Source organism: Aliiroseovarius conchicola (assembly GCF_041403445.1).
Classification (GTDB): domain Bacteria; phylum Pseudomonadota; class Alphaproteobacteria; order Rhodobacterales; family Rhodobacteraceae; genus Aliiroseovarius; species Aliiroseovarius conchicola.
The window spans coordinates 109,457-127,512 of record NZ_JBGEHL010000007.1 but is presented as its reverse complement, the minus strand read 5'-3'; the positions used below and the strand labels follow the sequence as shown (position 1 = coordinate 127,512).

Annotated in this window: 8 protein-coding genes; 7 read left to right on the top strand and 1 reads right to left on the bottom strand. The window is 55.6% G+C overall.

What is annotated here, in order from left to right:
* Nucleotides 1–156: 156 nt before the first annotated feature.
* From V6N04_RS12960 to V6N04_RS12945, 4 genes are all read left to right on the top strand, one after another.
* Nucleotides 157–948 carry a class I SAM-dependent methyltransferase gene (locus tag V6N04_RS12960; protein ID WP_371170607.1) on the top strand — a complete coding sequence of 264 codons (792 nt, stop codon included), beginning with the start codon at nucleotides 157–159 and terminating at the stop codon, nucleotides 946–948.
* A complete protein-coding gene (locus tag V6N04_RS12955; protein ID WP_371170606.1) occupies nucleotides 945–1,760 on the top strand; it encodes a CPBP family glutamic-type intramembrane protease in 816 nt (271 codons plus the stop codon). Before V6N04_RS12960 ends, V6N04_RS12955 begins: the two co-directional genes overlap by 4 nt.
* 140 nt (nucleotides 1,761–1,900) lie before the next feature.
* Nucleotides 1,901–6,325 (top strand): MupA/Atu3671 family FMN-dependent luciferase-like monooxygenase, encoded by a 4,425-nt coding sequence (locus V6N04_RS12950; RefSeq protein ID WP_371170605.1) that lies wholly within the window; start codon nucleotides 1,901–1,903, stop codon nucleotides 6,323–6,325.
* 45 nt (nucleotides 6,326–6,370) lie between these two features.
* Entirely contained in the window at nucleotides 6,371–12,442 is a 6,072-nt protein-coding gene (locus tag V6N04_RS12945) for a type I polyketide synthase (RefSeq protein ID WP_371170604.1), read from the top strand.
* A gap of 28 nt (nucleotides 12,443–12,470) precedes the next feature.
* On the opposite strand, the gene V6N04_RS12940 is transcribed toward V6N04_RS12945, so the two are convergent.
* The gene (locus tag V6N04_RS12940; RefSeq protein WP_371170603.1) at nucleotides 12,471–13,289 is read right to left on the bottom strand and encodes an alpha/beta hydrolase; all 819 of its coding nucleotides are present in this window, start codon (nucleotides 13,287–13,289) and stop codon (nucleotides 12,471–12,473) included.
* A gap of 175 nt (nucleotides 13,290–13,464) precedes the next feature.
* Here V6N04_RS12940 and V6N04_RS12935 point away from each other — a divergent pair, with 175 nt between their 5' ends.
* From V6N04_RS12935 to nosZ, 3 genes are read left to right on the top strand one after another with little or no spacing between them, the layout of a single operon-like run.
* Nucleotides 13,465–13,944, top strand: a complete 480-nt coding sequence (locus V6N04_RS12935) for a DUF2946 family protein (RefSeq protein WP_371170601.1) — start codon at nucleotides 13,465–13,467, stop codon at nucleotides 13,942–13,944.
* A gap of 59 nt (nucleotides 13,945–14,003) precedes the next feature.
* A complete protein-coding gene (locus tag V6N04_RS12930; RefSeq protein ID WP_371170659.1) occupies nucleotides 14,004–16,145 on the top strand; it encodes a 4Fe-4S binding protein in 2,142 nt (713 codons plus the stop codon).
* On the top strand, nucleotides 16,142–18,055 hold the full coding sequence (gene nosZ, locus V6N04_RS12925; RefSeq protein WP_371170600.1) for a TAT-dependent nitrous-oxide reductase: 1,914 nt from the start codon (nucleotides 16,142–16,144) through the stop codon (nucleotides 18,053–18,055). The genes V6N04_RS12930 and nosZ overlap by 4 nt, the downstream gene beginning before the upstream one ends.
* Nucleotide 18,056 lies beyond the last annotated feature (1 nt).

The window sequence follows — 18,056 nt, the reverse complement described above, 5'->3', positions numbered from 1 at the left end:
AATTTTATAGTATACTGATCCGAACGCGCAAATTATCTGCCAAAAATTTCTGTTGGCGGCGTGTGTACGATTGCAGCTTTGTAGCAAATGAATTTTTACATAAGGAGGTGTGCCATGAGCATCCTCAAGAAACAGGCCAAGATTTTGGTCGGTCAAATGGGTGAGAAACTGTTCCCTGATGTTGTACGTGACATCGAAACCGGTCGGCACAGCGGACGTCATATTCGCCTGAAGCGGGCCATTCTGTATTCCCGCAGCCACCGCGCGATGAAAACAGGCAATGAGGATGCGAGTGAAAGTTCGCTCCATCAATTTTGGCAAACAGATACTGCAAATGACTATTATCTGCGGTATGGGCACCGGTTTCAGGACTGGTTTCTTGGACCTCACCTCAAGCTTGTTGAACAGATCGAAGACTATGCACAACGAAATCTAATTGAACAGATGATTGAGATCGGCTGTGGTGATGGGCGGGTTTTGGATTATTGTTCGAAGCGCCTGACAGGGACAAAGAGGTTCACTGGTTTGGATATCAATCCAATGATCATATCGGCTAACCAAAAACGGTACGAGGATAACCCAGCGCTGAGTTTCGTCGCCGGTAATGCGCAAGAGTGGGTGCCCAAAAACACCGGCCCCGGAACGCTTTTGTTCACCTATGGCGGGGTACTTGAATATTTCTCGCAACGGGGCATTAACCAACTGTTCTCGCGGCATACCAAGCAACACGGTAGCCTGATCGCGCTTGTGGAACCGCTTGACCCTAAACATGATTTGACAAAAGATCACGACAGTCGGATTTTCGGCCAGGAAAATTCCTTTTCGCATAACTACAGACATATTTTGGAAAAGTTAGGTTATCATGTGCGTTTTGAAGAAGAACACCAGATGGGCCCAATTCGATGGATCATGATGATGGCAACAAACTCGAAACCGCGAAACACATGACAACCACTTCCACGTCGGGGCCGCGTGCAATGGATTTTCTTCGTAAGCACGAAGTGTGGGTTTTTCTATTTGGCATCGTCATCCTGAATGCTCTTTTCATTGCTGCTATCGATGCAGGTTGGTTGCCACGTGGTTTGTACAACATGGGCCGGTTTCTGCTGCTTGGATCGTTTCTGATCTTGATAGTGTTTCTGGCGCGGCAAGCGCGTGGCGTCTGGGCGCTATTGAAACCCATGACGGTTTGGCGCGTTTCCCCGATGTGGTTCATTCTCGCGGCGGGTTGGGGGGCGCTAAACTGTATTCTTGTCCTTTTCTTTAAAGGCATCATTCTTGGCACCGGCATATCTGAGATTCAGGCGAGCTTTGAGCTGGTGTCTCGCCCCCGCCTGATGCAGGTGATCATCATAAGCTCGTTCATCGGTGAAATCGTTTGGATCGGATATGCTGTTCAGAAACTCTCGGAGCGGTTTACACCTTTTGTGTCCGCGCTGATCGTTGGGTTGTTTTGGACCGCATGGTGGACGCCCATGGTCTATGTACAGATGGGAATTGTGCCAGGGCTTCCTCTGGGCGGTCTGTTGTTCAATCAAACTGGTATCGCGATCATGTGTGCGTTCTTCTACGCCCGAACCGGAAGTGCCCTTGTGGTGTTGACCATGCAGGTGTTTTTTAACAGCTCGATACTCGTGTTTCCCGTCGCGCCAACCACAGGCGGGATTGAGACCTACTGGGGTTTTGCTCTGTTTTATTTTTCTGTCAGTGCCGTCTTCTTCGCCACTTTTGGCCCTAAGCCGTTGCTGTCAAAGCGCTAATTTTACGCCGGTACGAGCACTATTTCTCTGTGTAGCTGTTGTCTTATCGTGAACAATATCGTTGACTATCCTCTACAGAACGCGCGCGACAGGTTGGCCTCTCTGAGGCTGGCCTTGACCCTTATTTCAGGAGCTTGATCGTGAAGGCTGTATTCTGTGGAGACGGGGCGCTTTTGGCGCAATGCGCAGATGTGTTTGTAGAGAATGGGCACCAGATTTCTGGGGTTATAACGGACGACCCCGCGATTCAGGCGTGGGTGCGTAGACAGGGGCTTACTTGGCTAGGTACCTTGGCCGATCCCAAGATTGCGGACCGCCAGTGCGACTATGTTTTCAGCATAGCAAATACCGAGGTCATACCTGACCAAGTAATCGATCTGGCGGACCGATATGCAATCAATTTGCATGATGGCCCTTTGCCGCAGCGGACGGGTTCGAATGTGCCATTTTGGTCTGTATTGGCCGGTGAGAAGACGCATGCCGTGACGTGGTACAGGCTAGGGTACGGAATGTCCGCAGAGGCCGTGTTAAAGACTCAGAGTTTTGATGTCTTGGCTGGCGAGACCACGTTCAGTCTTAACACACGGTGCTACGAAGCTGCGCTCGAAAGTTTCAGTGACTTACTGGCTGAGTTGGCGCGTGGCTCGGTACAGGAAATGATTCTAGATGCGCCTAGCGTGTTTTACGATCGCGACGCGCGGTTGCCTTCGGGCGGTGTGATCGATCCGATAGCCGGAGCCGACGATATTTGTCGTTTGGTCCGCGCGTTGGACTTCGGCACCATGCCCAATCCGATGGGTCGCGCCAAATTATGGACCGGGACCCAGCTTTTGCTGGTTGATGAAGCGCAGGCGGGTTCGACGAGTACGGCACCAGTCGGGTCCGTTCTGCGCATCGATGAAGGTGGTATTACGATCGCAACGGCAACGGACGATGTAACATTCACCGGGTTGACCGATGTGGCAGGTAACAAGGCCTCTCTCGCCACGAAAGTGGGCGACCAACTGCCCAATGTCGCGGCGTTGAGCGATGAACAGCAGCGCGATGTGGTTGCTGCGGAAAGCCGCTGGCATAAGCTTCTGAACGCCGATCTGTCACCGGCAATCCCGCCCTATCCCAAAGCGCATAATGTAGAGCAGGGGTTTGAAGTGCTGCCGCTGCTGGCGGAGCCGATTGACATCGCTGGGTTAGCGAAGGCGTGGGCCGCTTGGGTCGGGGGGCTGACTGGCCATTCAAAGATCGCTTTAGGTTACCCTGTTGGGTTTGAGCATCCAAGCCTTGCCGTATTTGTCCCTGTGGCCATCGATGTTCCTCGAACTGCGAAGGTCGCGGAGCTGCGTATCACCGGCCTAGATTACGGATCAATGGCCATCGATTTACCTGCGCGGTTGGGTCATGGCGGGTCGCAAGATGTTGCCGGCCAAATTTTGTCGACGGTCGTTTGTGAAGCGGCCCCTGCACCAGACAACGCGGTGATTGCCTTGATTGCGGACACCATGTCCCTTCATATTCGGAAAGGCGCGTTTGAGGCTGGGACCATACAGGCCATCGCCGATGATTTCTCGGTGTTTCTTGGCGAATTTCAGGATGCGCCCGATGCGGATCTTGCGACTTTGCCACTGGGAACACCGACGCCGATGGTGCGGACGGGCGAAGCGTTTGACCATACGCATCGTGTCCACGAGGCGTTCTCGCAACAGGTGGGAGAAACGCCCGACGCGCTGGCGTTGGAGGTTGGCGATGCTAAGCTGAGCTATCGCGAATTAGATCAAGCCTCTGACGCGCTGGCTGCTGCGATGGCAGAGCGCGGCGCGGCGCGTGGCACGATCATGGGGCTTTGCCTAGAGCGGTCTGCCGATTTGGTCATCGCGATGCTGGCCATTTTGAAGACCGGCGCGGCTTACCTGCCTCTTGATCCGTCTTATCCCGCAGATCGCATCACCTACATGATCGATGACAGCGAGGCACATCTGATCGTCGCCAGTGCTTCAGCGGCGGCGCGGTTGGGACTGGATCCCGAGAAAACTCTGTTCCCGCACGCGACCAGCGATCAACCATATGATCGGGACGGAACCTCCGAAGATCTGTTCAACCTGATTTACACGTCTGGATCGACGGGCAAACCCAAAGGCGTGATGATCCCGCACAAGACGGTGATGAACTTCTTTGCAGCGATGGACGAGGCAGTGCCGCTGACCCCAGCATCTCGGATACTGGGTGTGACGTCTGTGTCGTTCGATATCTCGGTGCTAGAGATTTTTTGGGTTTTATCACGTGGCGCGACCCTTGTGCTGCAAAGCGATGGGGCGAGCGAGACGAATTTGCCAGACTTTTCACTGTTCTATTTCGCGTCCGAGGCGTCCGGGTCTGGCCCCCACGCCTATCGCTTGTTGCTGGAAGGTGCCAAATTTGCCGATGAAAACGGGTTCGAGGCGATCTGGACCCCCGAACGCCACTTCCACGCGTTTGGTGGGCTTTATCCGAACCCAGCCATTGCGGCCGCCGCGGTTGCTGGCATCACCAAGAACATCAAGCTGCGTGCCGGGTCTTGTGTGCTGCCGTTACACCATCCTGTACAGGTTGCCGAAGATTGGTCACTGGTCGACAATATTTCAAACGGTCGGGCGGGGATCGCATTGGCCTCGGGCTGGCAACCGAATGATTTCATCCTGAACCCCGACAGTTTTGCGAACCGTAAGGATGTTATGTTGGAGGGCGTTGATACCCTGCGCAAGCTTTGGAACGGAGAAATACTGAGCTTTGATGGCCATGACGGCAAGCCGGTGGATCTGGAAATCCACCCCCGTCCGGTTCAGAAAGATATTCCGTTGTGGTTGACCGCCGCTGGTAACCCCGAGACATTCGCTGCCGCTGCAAAACATGGCTGCGGCGTGCTGACCCACCTTTTGGGCCAAAGTTTTGAGGAGGTCGCCGAGAAAATTCGCGCCTATCGTGTCGCTTGGCGGGATGCTGGTCATGAGGGCAGCGGCCACGTGGTTTTGATGCTGCACAGCTTTGTTGGTGACGACGAAGAAACCGTACGTGAAATGGCGCGTGAGCCGATGAAAGGCTATCTAAAAAGCTCTGTGGATCTGCTGAAGAAGGCGTCGTGGACATCGCCGTTGATTGCGGAACGCGCCGAGGGTAAGGGGCTGACGCCCCAGGAAATGTTCGAAAAAGAAGAGCTTTCGCCTGAAGACCTCGATGTGTTGTTGGATCATGCATTTGATCGTTACTATCAGACGTCAGGCTTGTTTGGCACGCCAGACAGCGCGGGCGAGATTGTGCGCCGTGTTGCAGAGATGGGCGTGGACGAAATCGGCTGTCTGATCGACTTTGGCATCGACACGGATGTGGTGTTGAAAAATCTGCCCAACATCAAAGCGCTGATGGACAATCTTGAAAACGAAGGTGGGGTCGATCGCAAGGCGACAGTGGCCGAAGAAATTATGGATCGCGATATTACGCATCTTCAATGTACGCCGCCGATGGCAACCCTGCTGGCCGCCGACGATGCCGGGAAAACGGCGCTGGGGCATTTGGACGTCATGATGGTGGGGGGCGAGGCTTTTTCGCTTGAACTGGCGCGCGCAATTCGTGACGCGATGTCAGGCACCCTCTTGAACATGTATGGCCCGACCGAGGCGACGATCTGGTCATCCGTGGCCAGATTGGATGAGGTTGGGGATCGGATACCGTTGGGCGATCCGGTCACGAACACTGAACTGAGCATCCGGTCACCCGAAGGCCGCGCACTTCCCGATCTTGTTGAAGGAGAGCTGTGGATCGGAGGGGAGGGGTTGGCCGTAGGTTATTGGAAGCGTCCTGATCTGACCAAGGAGCGGTTTGTCGAAACGTCCGAAGGTCGGTTCTATCGCACGGGCGATCTTGTGCGCCGGCGCCTGGATGGAACGATAGAGTTTCTGGGGCGGATGGACACGCAAGTAAAAGTTCGCGGCTACAGGATCGAATTGGGCGAGATCGAGGCCACATTGTCAGCACAGCCCGGTGTCCAAGATGTTGTCGTGAAGGCCATCAGTTTCGGTCCGTCCGACCAGCGGCTAGTGGGATATGTCACCGCTGAAGCGGCGCCAGTGTTGCCTGATGACTTGCGCGATGCGTTGGCTGAAGATTTGCCCGAGTTCATGGTGCCGTCGATTATCGTCGCGATGGACAAGATGCCGTTGACGCCGAATGGGAAAATAGACCGAAATGCGCTGCCGGTGCCGTCTGTTGGCAATATCTCGGGTCGGATCGAGAAGGCCGAGACCGAAATTGAAGCGACAGTCGCCGATATTTGGAAAGCAGCACTGGATGTGCCAGAGGTATCTGTCACCGAGAACTTCTTTGATCTGGGTGGACACTCTCTCTTGGTTGTGCAGGTTCAGCGCTTACTGAAAGAAAAGTTGCGTCGGGATATCGCTATTACCGATCTGTTCCGTTTCCCTACAATCCGCGGGTTGGCTGAGCATTTGTCTGGCGGAAATGATGATAAAAAAGACAGTGCGGCCAGCCGAGGGGCGGCTCGCGCTGCTGCAAGGTTGGCGCGAATGGGAAGACGCTGATAGGTTGCATTATTGAAGCGCGGCTTAGGGGATGAGAATCAGCGCATGACGAGTGACAACAGCCACACCAAGATCGCGATTATTGGGCGATCGGGCCGCTTTTCATCAGCGCCGACTGTTCGCGATTTTTGGCAAATGCTGGTCGACGGTCGGTCGGGCGAAACACGTCTGTCTGACGCGGAATTGTTGGCGGCGGGTGTATCGCGGAAAACACTCGCAGACCCAGGGTATGTCAAAGTTGCCCACGTCATGCCGGATATGGAGTGTTTCGACGCCGGTTTCTTCGGGTTTTCCCCGAAAGAGGCGTCGATCATGGATCCACAGCATCGACATTTCCTAGAGACCTCGTGGGAGGCTTTGGAAGATGCTGGGCATATGCCCGAGAACTTCGATGGTCGCATTGGGGTTTATGCCGGGTCGGGCATGCAGGCCTATATGACCTATAACCTGCTGACTAATCCGGAACTTCTTGATGACATAGGGTATTTCCTGCTGCGGCATACGGGAAATGACAAGGATTTCCTAACCACACGCCTGTCTTATGTCTTGAACCTTACCGGTCCGTCCGTGGCCGTTCAAACAGCTTGTTCAACGTCTCTTGTTGCGGTCCATACGGCCGTCAACTCGCTTCTGAATATGGAATGCGACATGGCGTTGGCTGGCGGTGTGACGATCGAGCTGCCGCATCGGGTCGGCTATGGGTATTCACAGGGTGAAATTCTGTCACCGGACGGAATTTGCAGAGCCTTTGACGAAAACAGCCAGGGAACGGTTTTTGGATCGGGTGCCGCAATGGTTGTATTGCGACGGTACGAAGATGCAATTGAAGATGGCGATGACATCAAGGCCGTCATTCTGGCCAGTGCGATCAACAATGATGGGGTGGGTAAGGCCAGTTACTTGGCACCATCGGTTGATGGACAAGCGGAGGCTGCCGCAGAAGCCGTGGCGCTGGCTGGCGTAGAGCCGGCCTCGATCGGTTACATCGAGACCCACGGGACCGGGACACCCATTGGCGACCCGATTGAGCTAACCGCTCTTGACCAAGTCTATGGTGAAGCGCCCAAAGGAAGCATTGCGATCGGGTCGGTGAAAACCAATATCGGTCACACCGATACTGCAGCAGGCGCTGCCAGCTTGATCAAAGTTGTCGAGGCGCTGCGCAACAAGCATCTTCCGGCCAGCTTGAATTTTACGCATCCGAACAAGCAGTTCGACTTTGATCGCAGCCCTTTTCAAGTTGTTAGCGAAGGCCGGGACTGGGCCCGGGGCGACATGCCACTGCGTGCGGCGGTGAATTCACTTGGGGTGGGGGGCACCAACGCCCATGTAGTGGTGGAGGAAGCCCCGGACGTGCCGAACACGCCAGATGATGGCCGGTGGCAGCTCTTACCCTTTTCCGCTCGGACCGAGACGTCACTTGTTGGTGCGCAAAAGGACTGGTGCGCTTTTTTGGCAGATACTGATGTAGCGTCCGAAGATATAGCATTTACACTGCGCGAAGGGCGTCGACATTTTGCCGAGCGTAGGGTGGTAGCGGCGCGATCGCGCGACGAGCTTGCAGCGGTGCTGGCAGCCAAGACCCATTTGCAATCGAAACAAGCGACTGTAAGTGATCAGGAAACTGAAATCGTGTTTTTGTTTCCCGGCGGGGGCGCGCAGTACCCAGGTGCGGGCGCAGAGATGCTGGTGCAATCGACGGTTTTCGCCAACGCAGTGACGGCATGCTTTAAGGCTCTGCCGGCCGACGCGCCACCGGATCTGTTGGAGATGATGTTCGAACGCGCATTAGACGATGACGAAGCGCGGGCGAAGCTTGGCCAATCCGGCTATGCAATTCCTGCGCTTTTCATACTTGAATATGCCTATGCAGAGCATTGGAAAAGCTGGGGAATCACGCCGGACCTCGTGCTTGCACACAGCGTCGGAGAATATGCTGGTGCCGTTGTTGCAGGGGCGTTGTGCCTTGAAGACGCGATGAGAATTGTCACGTTGCGCGGGCAGGTCATGGACGCGGCTCCGGCTGGGGCGATGACCACCGTACCGTTCTCCGAAGCAGAGACGCTGACCAGATTGCCTGTGGGGCTGGATATTGCCGCGATCAACACGGAAGAGACAACTGTCGTCTCTGGCCCCCTGGCTGAGATTGAAGCCTTTGAGGCAGCGCTGTCCAATGATGGGTTTGAAGCGCGCCGCATCCACATCGACGTTGCTGCGCATTCTCGTCAGTTAGAGGGGCAATTGGATAGGTTCCGCAACGGGTTTGCGGACGTTGCTTTTACCCAACCTAAGATCCCAATGATCTCGTCCCTGCGCGGGGATTGGGCCGTAGAGGGTGATCTGACCAGCGCCGACTATTGGGTAAACCATCTGCGCCATACCGTGCGTTTTACAGACGCGGTAGCGGCTGCGTTGGACAGCCCAAACCGCATCGTGATCGAGGTCGGTCCGGGCCAAACGCTCGGCCCACTGGTTGGCGCGGCAGAAACAGCGCACCCCGCCGTTGCTATCCTGCCTTCTGCCCCGACACCTACGGAAGAGGTCGATGAATTCGGCGCAGTCCTTGCCGCATTCGGAGGTTTGTGGGCGGTCGGCCACGAAATCGATTGGGGTAAGGCCATCAACGACGCAGGCCGGCGCGTTTCGCTGCCGACATACGCATTTGAAAAACAGCGCCACTGGATCGAGCCTGGTAATAGGCTGCACAGGGCGGAGACCGAAGATGCCCTGATCATCCCGCGCATCCCAGACATCGACAAGTGGTTCGAGACACTGGAATGGTGCCCAGCTCCCAGGCAGGGGCCGATACCCGATCTTGGGCAAGAGTGGCTGGTGTTTGCAAACTCTGACACATTCTCAGATGAGGTCTGTCAGGTGATTACCGATGCGGGTGCTCGCGTGATCCGCATCAAGCCGGGCGATAAGTTCGCGGCCACCGAGGATGGGTTTGAACTACGCCCCAATATGTCAGAGGACTACGACCTGCTGGGTCAGTCTCTTTCGGAAATACCGCAATACATCTTGTCTTTATGGCCGTTGGAGCAGGATCAACCGTTCGAAAATGCCTATGACTTGGCGCGAATGCTTCAGCAGGCCGATCTGCAGCCGGACATTCGTCTGGGGTTCGTGTCGCGCAACACAGCCGCTTTGGACGGTCACAAAGTTTCTGCCCAACAGGCGACGTTGTTGGGTGTGGTCAGGTCGGCGCCTCGTGAGATAGCGGGTTTAAGCACAACGCTGATCGATGTCCCGTCAAACGCCAAGGATTTCGTCGCGGATATCCTGTTTGAACTGGCTGACTCGAGCCTGGCAGACCATGTCGCCCTGCGCGGTGAGGGAGAGAGGTTTATCCGCAAGCGGACGGCCACGGCGCCGCCCCTTGCGGATCGCAGTGATCTACCATCGCGGCTGCGTCAGAGTGGGACTTATCTGATCACCGGGGGAACCGGGGGTATCGGCCGCAACATGGCCTTGTGGTTGGCCGAAACAGCGCAGGCCCAAGTTATTCTTATCTCGCGCAATGCTACACCAGACCCTGCGTTTGACGATCAGATACGTGCCTTGGGCGGACAGGTGCTGACGTTGGCAGCGGATGTCACTGAAGCTCGATCAATCGAACAAGCCGTTGGTATAGCAAAAGAAAAATTTGGCGACATACATGGCTTGATTCATGCAGCTGGCGTTCTGGATGATGCGCCACTTTCAGCGCGCTCGGCGGCAGAGGCCGCGGCTGTTATGGCCCCAAAACTGACGGGTGCTGAGCTGTTGGGCCGACTGTTACCAGACGGTTCGTTGGATTTTTTCGCGACAATATCATCGACGTCGGTAGAGGTCGGTCCACCGGGGCAGGTTGCCTATGTCGCGGGGAATGCGGCGGTGGATGCTTTTGCGGCGTCACGCTCGGACGGGTTGTCCATCGCGTGGGGTACGTGGCGAGATAGCGGTATGGCCGCGCGCGCATATGGGCACGAGCAGGTGGGTGCTTCAGCCGGTCTATTGGGTGAACGATCAAATGGCGAAGCGGGTAAGATCCGGTTCCACAGGCTTTTGGACCCAGAAACCGATTGGGCGCTTAACGAGCACATCGTTGGAGGTGACGCGGTGTTGCCCGGAGCGGCCTATATTGAACTGGCATACGAGGCGGCCGAACAGGAACTGAAAGGCAAACCGTTTGAGATCAAGGCCGTTTCACTGGCCCAACCTATGGTGTTTGCTGAGGGCCTGCCGCGGTTGATGGAGATTGCGCTGACACCGGTGCTGGACGGGTACGATCTTAAGGTCAGCAGTCGTCTTGGCAGTGGATCACAAGCCACAGATCACGCCCAGATGCGTATCAAGGTTGTGACATCGGAAGACAGCACTCTGCCTGACGCATTGGTCAGGACTACAGAGTTGATGCCCGCAGCGCATGATACGAGGGCCACTCAGGAAGAGATGATTGCCTTCGGACCGCGCTGGGACAATCTGACCGACACCTATCGAAATGCCACAGTGATTGAGGGACATTTCTGTCTGCCAGCGGCGTTTGAGACCGATCTTGGGACGCACCCTTTGCACCCCGCTCTGTTAGACATGGCGGCTACATTCGGGCTTGGGTTACTTGAGCTAGGTCCCGATGATCCACTCTATGCGCCCATGTCGGCCGAACGTATCCGGGTGTTTGCACCAATGCCGGGCCGGGTGATCAGCCGCGCGGTCAAAGTGGCAGGCACGCAAGGGTCATTTGTGGCGTTTGACGTGTTGATCACCACCGAGGACGGAATGCCGTTGGTGGTGATTGAACATCTTGCGTTGCGAGCCATTGATCGGGCAAGCCTGTCAGCCGAAACCGCTACACCACGGTTGACCGACCAGCTATTGGCGACAGGCATTCGTGATGCCGAGGCCGCAGATGTATTTGCTCGGGTGTTTGCGCATCCAGGCAAACATCTAGTGGTGTCGCCGTCCTCGTTGGACTTGGTGTCCTTGGCGATGGTCGAGGCCAATAAACCACTGGCAAGCAATAAAAAACGCGAGGGTTCCGGGGGGCTGATTTCTGATCCGGTCGCCGCCAAGATTGCTGACATCTGGGGAGAGATCCTTGGCGTCGATGGGGTCGGCTTGGATGATGACTTTTTCGATTTGGGTGGTCATTCTCTAAGTGCTGTGCGCATGTTTGGACGTATTCGCAAAGAATACGAGGTGTCATTACCGCTGGCGACCCTGTTTGCTGCCCCATCTATCGCGAAACTGGCGGCATTGGTGCGTGAAAAGGCGGAACTGAGTGGCGAAGTCCCGATGGAGGCGAAGATCAAAGAAAATGGAGATCCCAGCCCGTTGGGGACGTGGAGCCCGCTTGTCGTGATTTCCAAGGGTTCGGAATATGTACGCCCATTTTATTGTGTTCACGGCGCGGGCGGGAACATCCTGAACTTCCGGCCGCTCGCTGGCTTTCTAGATCAAAGCATCCCATTTGTTGGTTTGCGCGCGCGTGGGTCTGATGGCGGTACGGAGGTTGATCAGACGATTGAGGACATGGCGGAGCGTTACCTGCGCGCTGTTCGGGAATATCAGCCAGTCGGGCCGTACAGATTATCTGGGTATTCAGGAGGCGGTGTTGTCGCATACGAGATGATGCGCCAGTTGAGGGACGCGGGTGAGGATGTCGAGACTCTGGTTTATTTTGATACAATCGCGCCACACATGTCGCTTAAGCCATTGTCGTTTATTCAGAAAATATGGGCGGCTCGAAAATGGGATATCGAGTTCGCGCTTGGCTGGCGGTCGCGTCGGCAGGGCCGGAATGAGGACCGGTTGCGGGCCCAAAAAATTGAACAACACTTGGCGAACAACCAACCTCTTCCGGATGATCTGATTGGCCAACGGATGACGGATGCATTTGTCGAAGCCCAGAATAGATACGATACCCCCGATCAAATAGCGGCGGTCAAACTATTTAAGGCGCGTAAGGCGGGGACTTTGTTTATTGCAGCGGGTCCCCAGCTGGGATGGGATCGATATATCGACGGCGAGATTGATATTCAGGAGTTTGATTGCGATCACTTTACGATGATGACAGAACCCGCCATCGGAGAGATTGGCAGGATATTGAACGACATACTGCTTAAGAAATCGTAGCCCGTAGCGCGTTTCATACGGTGGGACCCTAGTTAACGTAAGGGTCTAGGAATGCCTCGATATCGTCTGCCAGGCCCTTATCAAGAAGATCACCGTGTGCTCCGTCATCGTAGAGCATGAATTCCTTTGGTGCGGGTGCGGCGTCAAAAAGGGCTTCGGACCAGGGCAAGGGGATTGCTTGGTCAAGCGCTCCATGAGCGACCAAGATGGGCATGTCGACGGATGTGATCGAGTTGATGACATCATGACGCTCCGCCCACATCAACTTGCACGCTGGCAGCCCCTTCCAACGACGCGCCTGAAAACGGCATAGCTGGTCGAAGCCAGACTCCAAGATCAAAGCCGCAGCCGGACGATTGGCTGCTAATTGGGTCGCGATACTTGTACCCAAGCTAAACCCGTGAAGCACCCGGTTGTTGGGGCCAATCGTTTCGCCCATCACGCTATCAAGTTTGTCGTAAAGCGCGTTGGCGTCCCTGGCGAATTCCGCCTCGCCTGCGCGGGCTGCTCCCTTAGCGGAACCACGATATTCCATGACGGCGATGCCGTACCCAAGGTTTACCAAAGATTTCAATCGTTTAACGGAGGGCCCTAACTGGCTGAAATTACCATAGAAACTAATGATGACCGCTTTGCCCGGCTTGGGGTCGGAAACCCAGACACGCAGGGGGTCATCGTGTTCTGTCTCGATCGTTACATCTCGAAAAGACGAAAGATCATAATCCGCAGGATGCATTGGTTCCGGTGAGAATTTGTAGACCGCTGTTTTCTGGAAGACCGCGATGCCCCCAAATAAACTGAGCACGCAAATCACAATGCCGATTCCAGCGATCTGAAAAATACTCAACTTAGACCTCTCGGTGATACGAAACGCATCTTTGGTGTGGTTGGCGAGATATGCAATCTCAATGCAAGAAATTTCCGAAACACTAGCATGGCGGGATATTACTTAACAAACGTCAAGGCGTCTTCCTCACCCGTCCCACATTCTGAATCCCGTACCGCGCGGAAGGGATTCGAACATGCGCCAAGTGGGGCAAATTGCAAACGTCGTTGACGGATGGCTCAGGCCAGTCCGCCATGCGCGTCGTTTGTTCGCTCCGATGGTTGCGATGACCGCCCTCGTTTTGCAGTTATTCACCTCATCCATGGGGCAGGCGGCTGACGGGACTTGGATTGAGATTTGTTCAGATTTTGGAACGTCTTATGTGCAGGTTGATCTTGGCGACGGGGCACCTGCTCAGCAGAAAAACTGTCCAGATTGCGAAAACTGTGCGTTGTGTGCGACGGGTTCGATGGCGTTGGTTGGGACAGCCCACCAACAGCACTGGCAACCGATGCATCACGCAGGGGCCGAGGCACTTCAAGCCCAACTGAACGGCCCAACGTATCATCGCGCGTGGCCAGAAACCCGTGGGCCTCCGGCTGCGTACCTTGAAAATGTGAATTGCGCAATTTGTGCGGAGACAGCGACCATTCCTGTAAAAGGAGGTGCGCTGTGACCGTAAAGCGCGCGATCTATTCCTGGCTTTGTGCCCTTGTTTTGATCCTGTCTGGGGTCATGACGGATACGGCAAAGGCGGATAGCCTTGCCAAATTCCTTCCCGACCTGACACCTGGTGAATTGGCCCCCGGCGCTGATGCGTTTGGACCGATCCGCGAGGATGTGCCCGTTGCCCCGATCCTGAAAGGGGACGAGGTGATTGCCTACGCCTTTCTGACCTCGGATTTTGTTGGAACAACGGGGTATTCAGGCAAACCTATCCATGTTGTTGCCGCGATTGACCCGGATGCAGTGCTGACGGGTGTAAAGCTTGTGAAGCACTCGGAACCTATTGTTTTAATTGGCATTCCCAATTCAAAGATGGTCAAGCTGACCGAAGGGTACACCGGGCTTGATCTAAAGGCCGAGGCAGCCGCAGGTGGCGATGCCCATGACCTTGACATCATTTCGGGCGCGACTGTGACCATCATGGTGATCGACGATAGTTTGGTTAGATCAGGTATCAAAGTGGCGCGCGCGTTGGGGTTGGGTGGTCTGTCGCCTGCAACGCCGGATGGGCCAAAGCGCGAAATTGACATGGCCAAGGATACGGTGTCGGACTGGGCCACTTTATCTGGCGACGGGTCGGTGCGCCGGCTGACACTAGACATCGGACAGATCAACGCAGCGTTCGATGCGACAGGCGATCCAAAAGCCATTGCGCGCCCGGAACGTGGGGCGCCAGAGGATGTGTTCATCGACATGGACATGGCGCTAATATCGGTGCCGTCAATCGGGCGAACATTGCTGGGGGACGCAGAATACAAGAACCTGACCGCGTGGCTGGAGGAGGGCGAACAAGCGATCCTTTTGCTAGGCCGTGGAGCGTATAGCTTTAAGGGTTCTGGTTACGTGCGCGGCGGCATTTTCGACCGTATTCAGTTGATCCAAGGCGACAACTCGGTGCGTTTCTTTGACAAACAGCATCGTCGGTTGGGCGATTTGGCCACGTCCGACAGCCCAAGTTTTACTGAGCTGGATATTTTCAAGATCCCAGCGGATGCTGAATTTGATCCGACCGCTCCGTTCCGGCTTCAACTTCTGGCACAACGCGCCATCGGAGCCGTCGAAAAGACGTTCCTGACTTTCGATCTGGGGTACAAACTGCCTGAGAGCCTTTTGGAACCGGTCGCGGTTGCGCCTGTTATCGTTGACGACGCCGACGCAGAAGCCGCCGCCAAATCGGCGCTTTGGAAACGCATCTGGAAAGACAAAACCGTCGAGATCGGCGTTTTGGGCGTCATGCTTTTGGTGTTGACCGGTGTGTTCTTTTTCCAGTTTCAAGCAACCCGGAATGCGCGTGTTTTCTACTGGTTCCGCATCGGATATCTGACGTTCACGCTGGTCTTCCTTGGCTGGTACGCAAACGCGCAGCTGTCCATCGTGAACTTGATGGCGCTGGCGGGCAGTTTGCGGACTGGTTTCACGTGGGATGCGTTCCTGTTGGACCCGCTGGTGTTCATCCAATGGTTTGCCGTCGCGGCCGCGCTAATCTTCTGGGGCAGGGGGGCGTATTGTGGCTGGCTTTGCCCGTTCGGCGCGCTGCAAGAGCTTCTGAACAAAGCCGCGCAGGCGTTGAAAATCCCGCAATGGACGCTGCCTTGGGGCCTGCACGAACGCTTGTGGCCGGTCAAATACATGATCTTCTTCGGTCTTTTTGGCCTGTCCATGGTGTCGATCCCACTGGCGGAAACCTATGCCGAAGTTGAGCCGTTCAAAACCGCGATCATCCTGAAATTCGTGCGCGACTGGCCCTTTGTGATCTTTGCCGTCGCCCTTCTGGTTGCCGGGCTGTTCATCGAGCGTTTCTATTGCCGCTACCTTTGCCCGCTTGGCGGCGCGCTGGCGATCCCCGCCCGGATGCGGATGTTTGACTGGCTGAAGCGCTATCACGAATGCGGTCACCCCTGTCAGACCTGCAGCAACGAATGCCCCGTTCAGGCCATCCACCCGACGGGCGAAATCAATCCTAACGAATGTGTCGACTGCCTGCATTGCCAGGTCCTGTACCAGTCGGCCGACAAATGTCCGGTTGTCATCCGCACGCTTAAGCGGCGGGCCAAGACCGGCGTGGCGGACCTGAATATCCCGCCAAGAAATCCACCGGCGAACCATCCGAACGCCAAAAGAACGACAGTTCCTAAGGAGGACTTAAAATGACTGACAAGAACGACAAACTCTCTATGACCCGCCGGGGTATGCTGGGGGCCACCGCCACAGGCGCGGTCTTCGCAGGCACCGGTTTAGGCTCGACCCTTATGACTGCGAAAGAGGCCAGCGCTGCCGCGAATGCAAGCCTGGAACCAGGCGAGTTGGACGACTATTACGGCTTTTGGTCGTCGGGTCAGACTGGCGAGCTGCGCATTCTGGGCGTGCCGTCGATGCGCGAATTCATGCGTGTTCCGGTGTTCAACCGCTGCTCGGCTACAGGTTGGGGGCAGACGAATGAATCGCTGAAAATTCTGACCGAAGGATTGCTGCCCGAGACCAAGCAATTCCTCGCCGCCAACAACAAAGTCACCTATGACAACGGCGACCTTCACCACCCGCACATGTCATTTACAGACGGCACCTATGACGGTCGCTACCTGTTCATGAACGACAAAGCCAACACCCGTGTGGCGCGTGTGCGTTGTGACGTGATGAAATGCGACAAGATCATCGAGATCCCGAACGCGCAAGACATCCACGGCCTGCGTCCACAGAAGTTCCCACGCACGGGCTATGTCTTTGCCAACGGCGAGCATGAAGCGCCGCTGATCAACGACGGCAAGATCCTTGATGAGCCAGAGGAATACGTCAACATCTTCACCGCAATCGATGGTGACACGATGGAAATCGCATGGCAGGTGATCGTTTCGGGTAACCTAGACAACACTGACTGTGACTATCAGGGCAAATACGCCTTTTCGACCTCGTATAACTCGGAAATGGGGATGACCTTGCCCGAGATGACCGAGAACGAACTGGACCACGTTGTCGTGTTCAACATCGAAGAGATCGAAAAGGGTGTAGCTGCCGGGGATTATCAGGAACTGAACGGTGTGAAAGTGATTGATGGCCGTAAGGGTCAGAACAAGAACTATACCCGCTACATTCCGATCCCGAACTCACCCCACGGTGTGAACGCAGCGCCTGACAAACAACACATCATGATCAATGGTAAACTGTCGCCCACCGTTTCGGTGATCGACGTGACCAAGCTGCCAGAAGTGTTTGCCGGTGCTGATCCTCGTACCGCCATCGTGGCCGAACCTGAACTGGGTCTTGGGCCGCTACACACTGCGTTTGACAATAAGGGCAACGCGTACACCACGCTGTTCTTGGACAGTCAGATTGTGAAGTGGGACATCGCCAAAGCGATCCAAGCCTACGGCGGTGAAGACGTTGATCCGATCTTGGACAAGGTGGACGTGCAGTATCAGCCGGGCCACAACTCGACCTCGATGGGTGAAACGGCGGATGCTGACGGGCAGTGGCTGATTTCGATGAACAAGTTCTCGAAAGACCGCTTCCTGAATGTTGGTCCTCTGAAGCCAGAGAACGAGCAGCTGATTGATATCACTGGCGATAAGATGAAGGTGGTCCATGATGGCCCGACCTTCGCCGAGCCCCACGATTCAATCATCGTTCGCCGCGACATCGTGAACCCGGTCAACGTCTGGGATCGCAATGACCCGATGTGGGAAGATGCCCGCAAACAGGCCGAAGCCGATGGCGTCGATCTGGAAGAAGGCTCGGACGAGATCATCCGGGACAAGGACGATCCGACCAAAGTGCGTGTCTACATGTACTCGATCGCGCCGACCTTCTCGCTTGAGAAGTTCACGGTGAAACAAGGTGACGAGGTGACCGTTTACGTGACCAACCTTGATGATGTGGACGACGTGACCCACGGGTTCTGCATGGCCAACTTCGGTGTCGCCATGGAAGTCGGTCCGCAGGCAACAGCGTCTGTGACCTTCGTTGCTGACCGCCCGGGTGTTCACTGGTTCTATTGCCAGTGGTTCTGCCACGCGCTCCACATGGAGATGCGCGGCCGGATGATGGTCGAGCCACGCGAGGCTTAAG

Bases quoted from the DNA above. Each gene is read 5' to 3' on its own strand.
- V6N04_RS12960 (WP_371170607.1), top strand. From the start codon at position 157: ATGGGTGAGAAACTGTTCCCTGATGTTGTACGTGACATCGAAACCGGT.
- V6N04_RS12955 (WP_371170606.1), top strand. From the start codon at position 945: ATGACAACCACTTCCACGTCGGGGCCGCGTGCAATGGATTTTCTTCGT.
- V6N04_RS12945 (WP_371170604.1), top strand. From the start codon at position 6,371: ATGACGAGTGACAACAGCCACACCAAGATCGCGATTATTGGGCGATCG.
- V6N04_RS12935 (WP_371170601.1), top strand. From the start codon at position 13,465: ATGCGCCAAGTGGGGCAAATTGCAAACGTCGTTGACGGATGGCTCAGG.
- V6N04_RS12930 (WP_371170659.1), top strand. From the start codon at position 14,004: ATGACGGATACGGCAAAGGCGGATAGCCTTGCCAAATTCCTTCCCGAC.
- nosZ (WP_371170600.1), top strand. From the start codon at position 16,142: ATGACTGACAAGAACGACAAACTCTCTATGACCCGCCGGGGTATGCTG.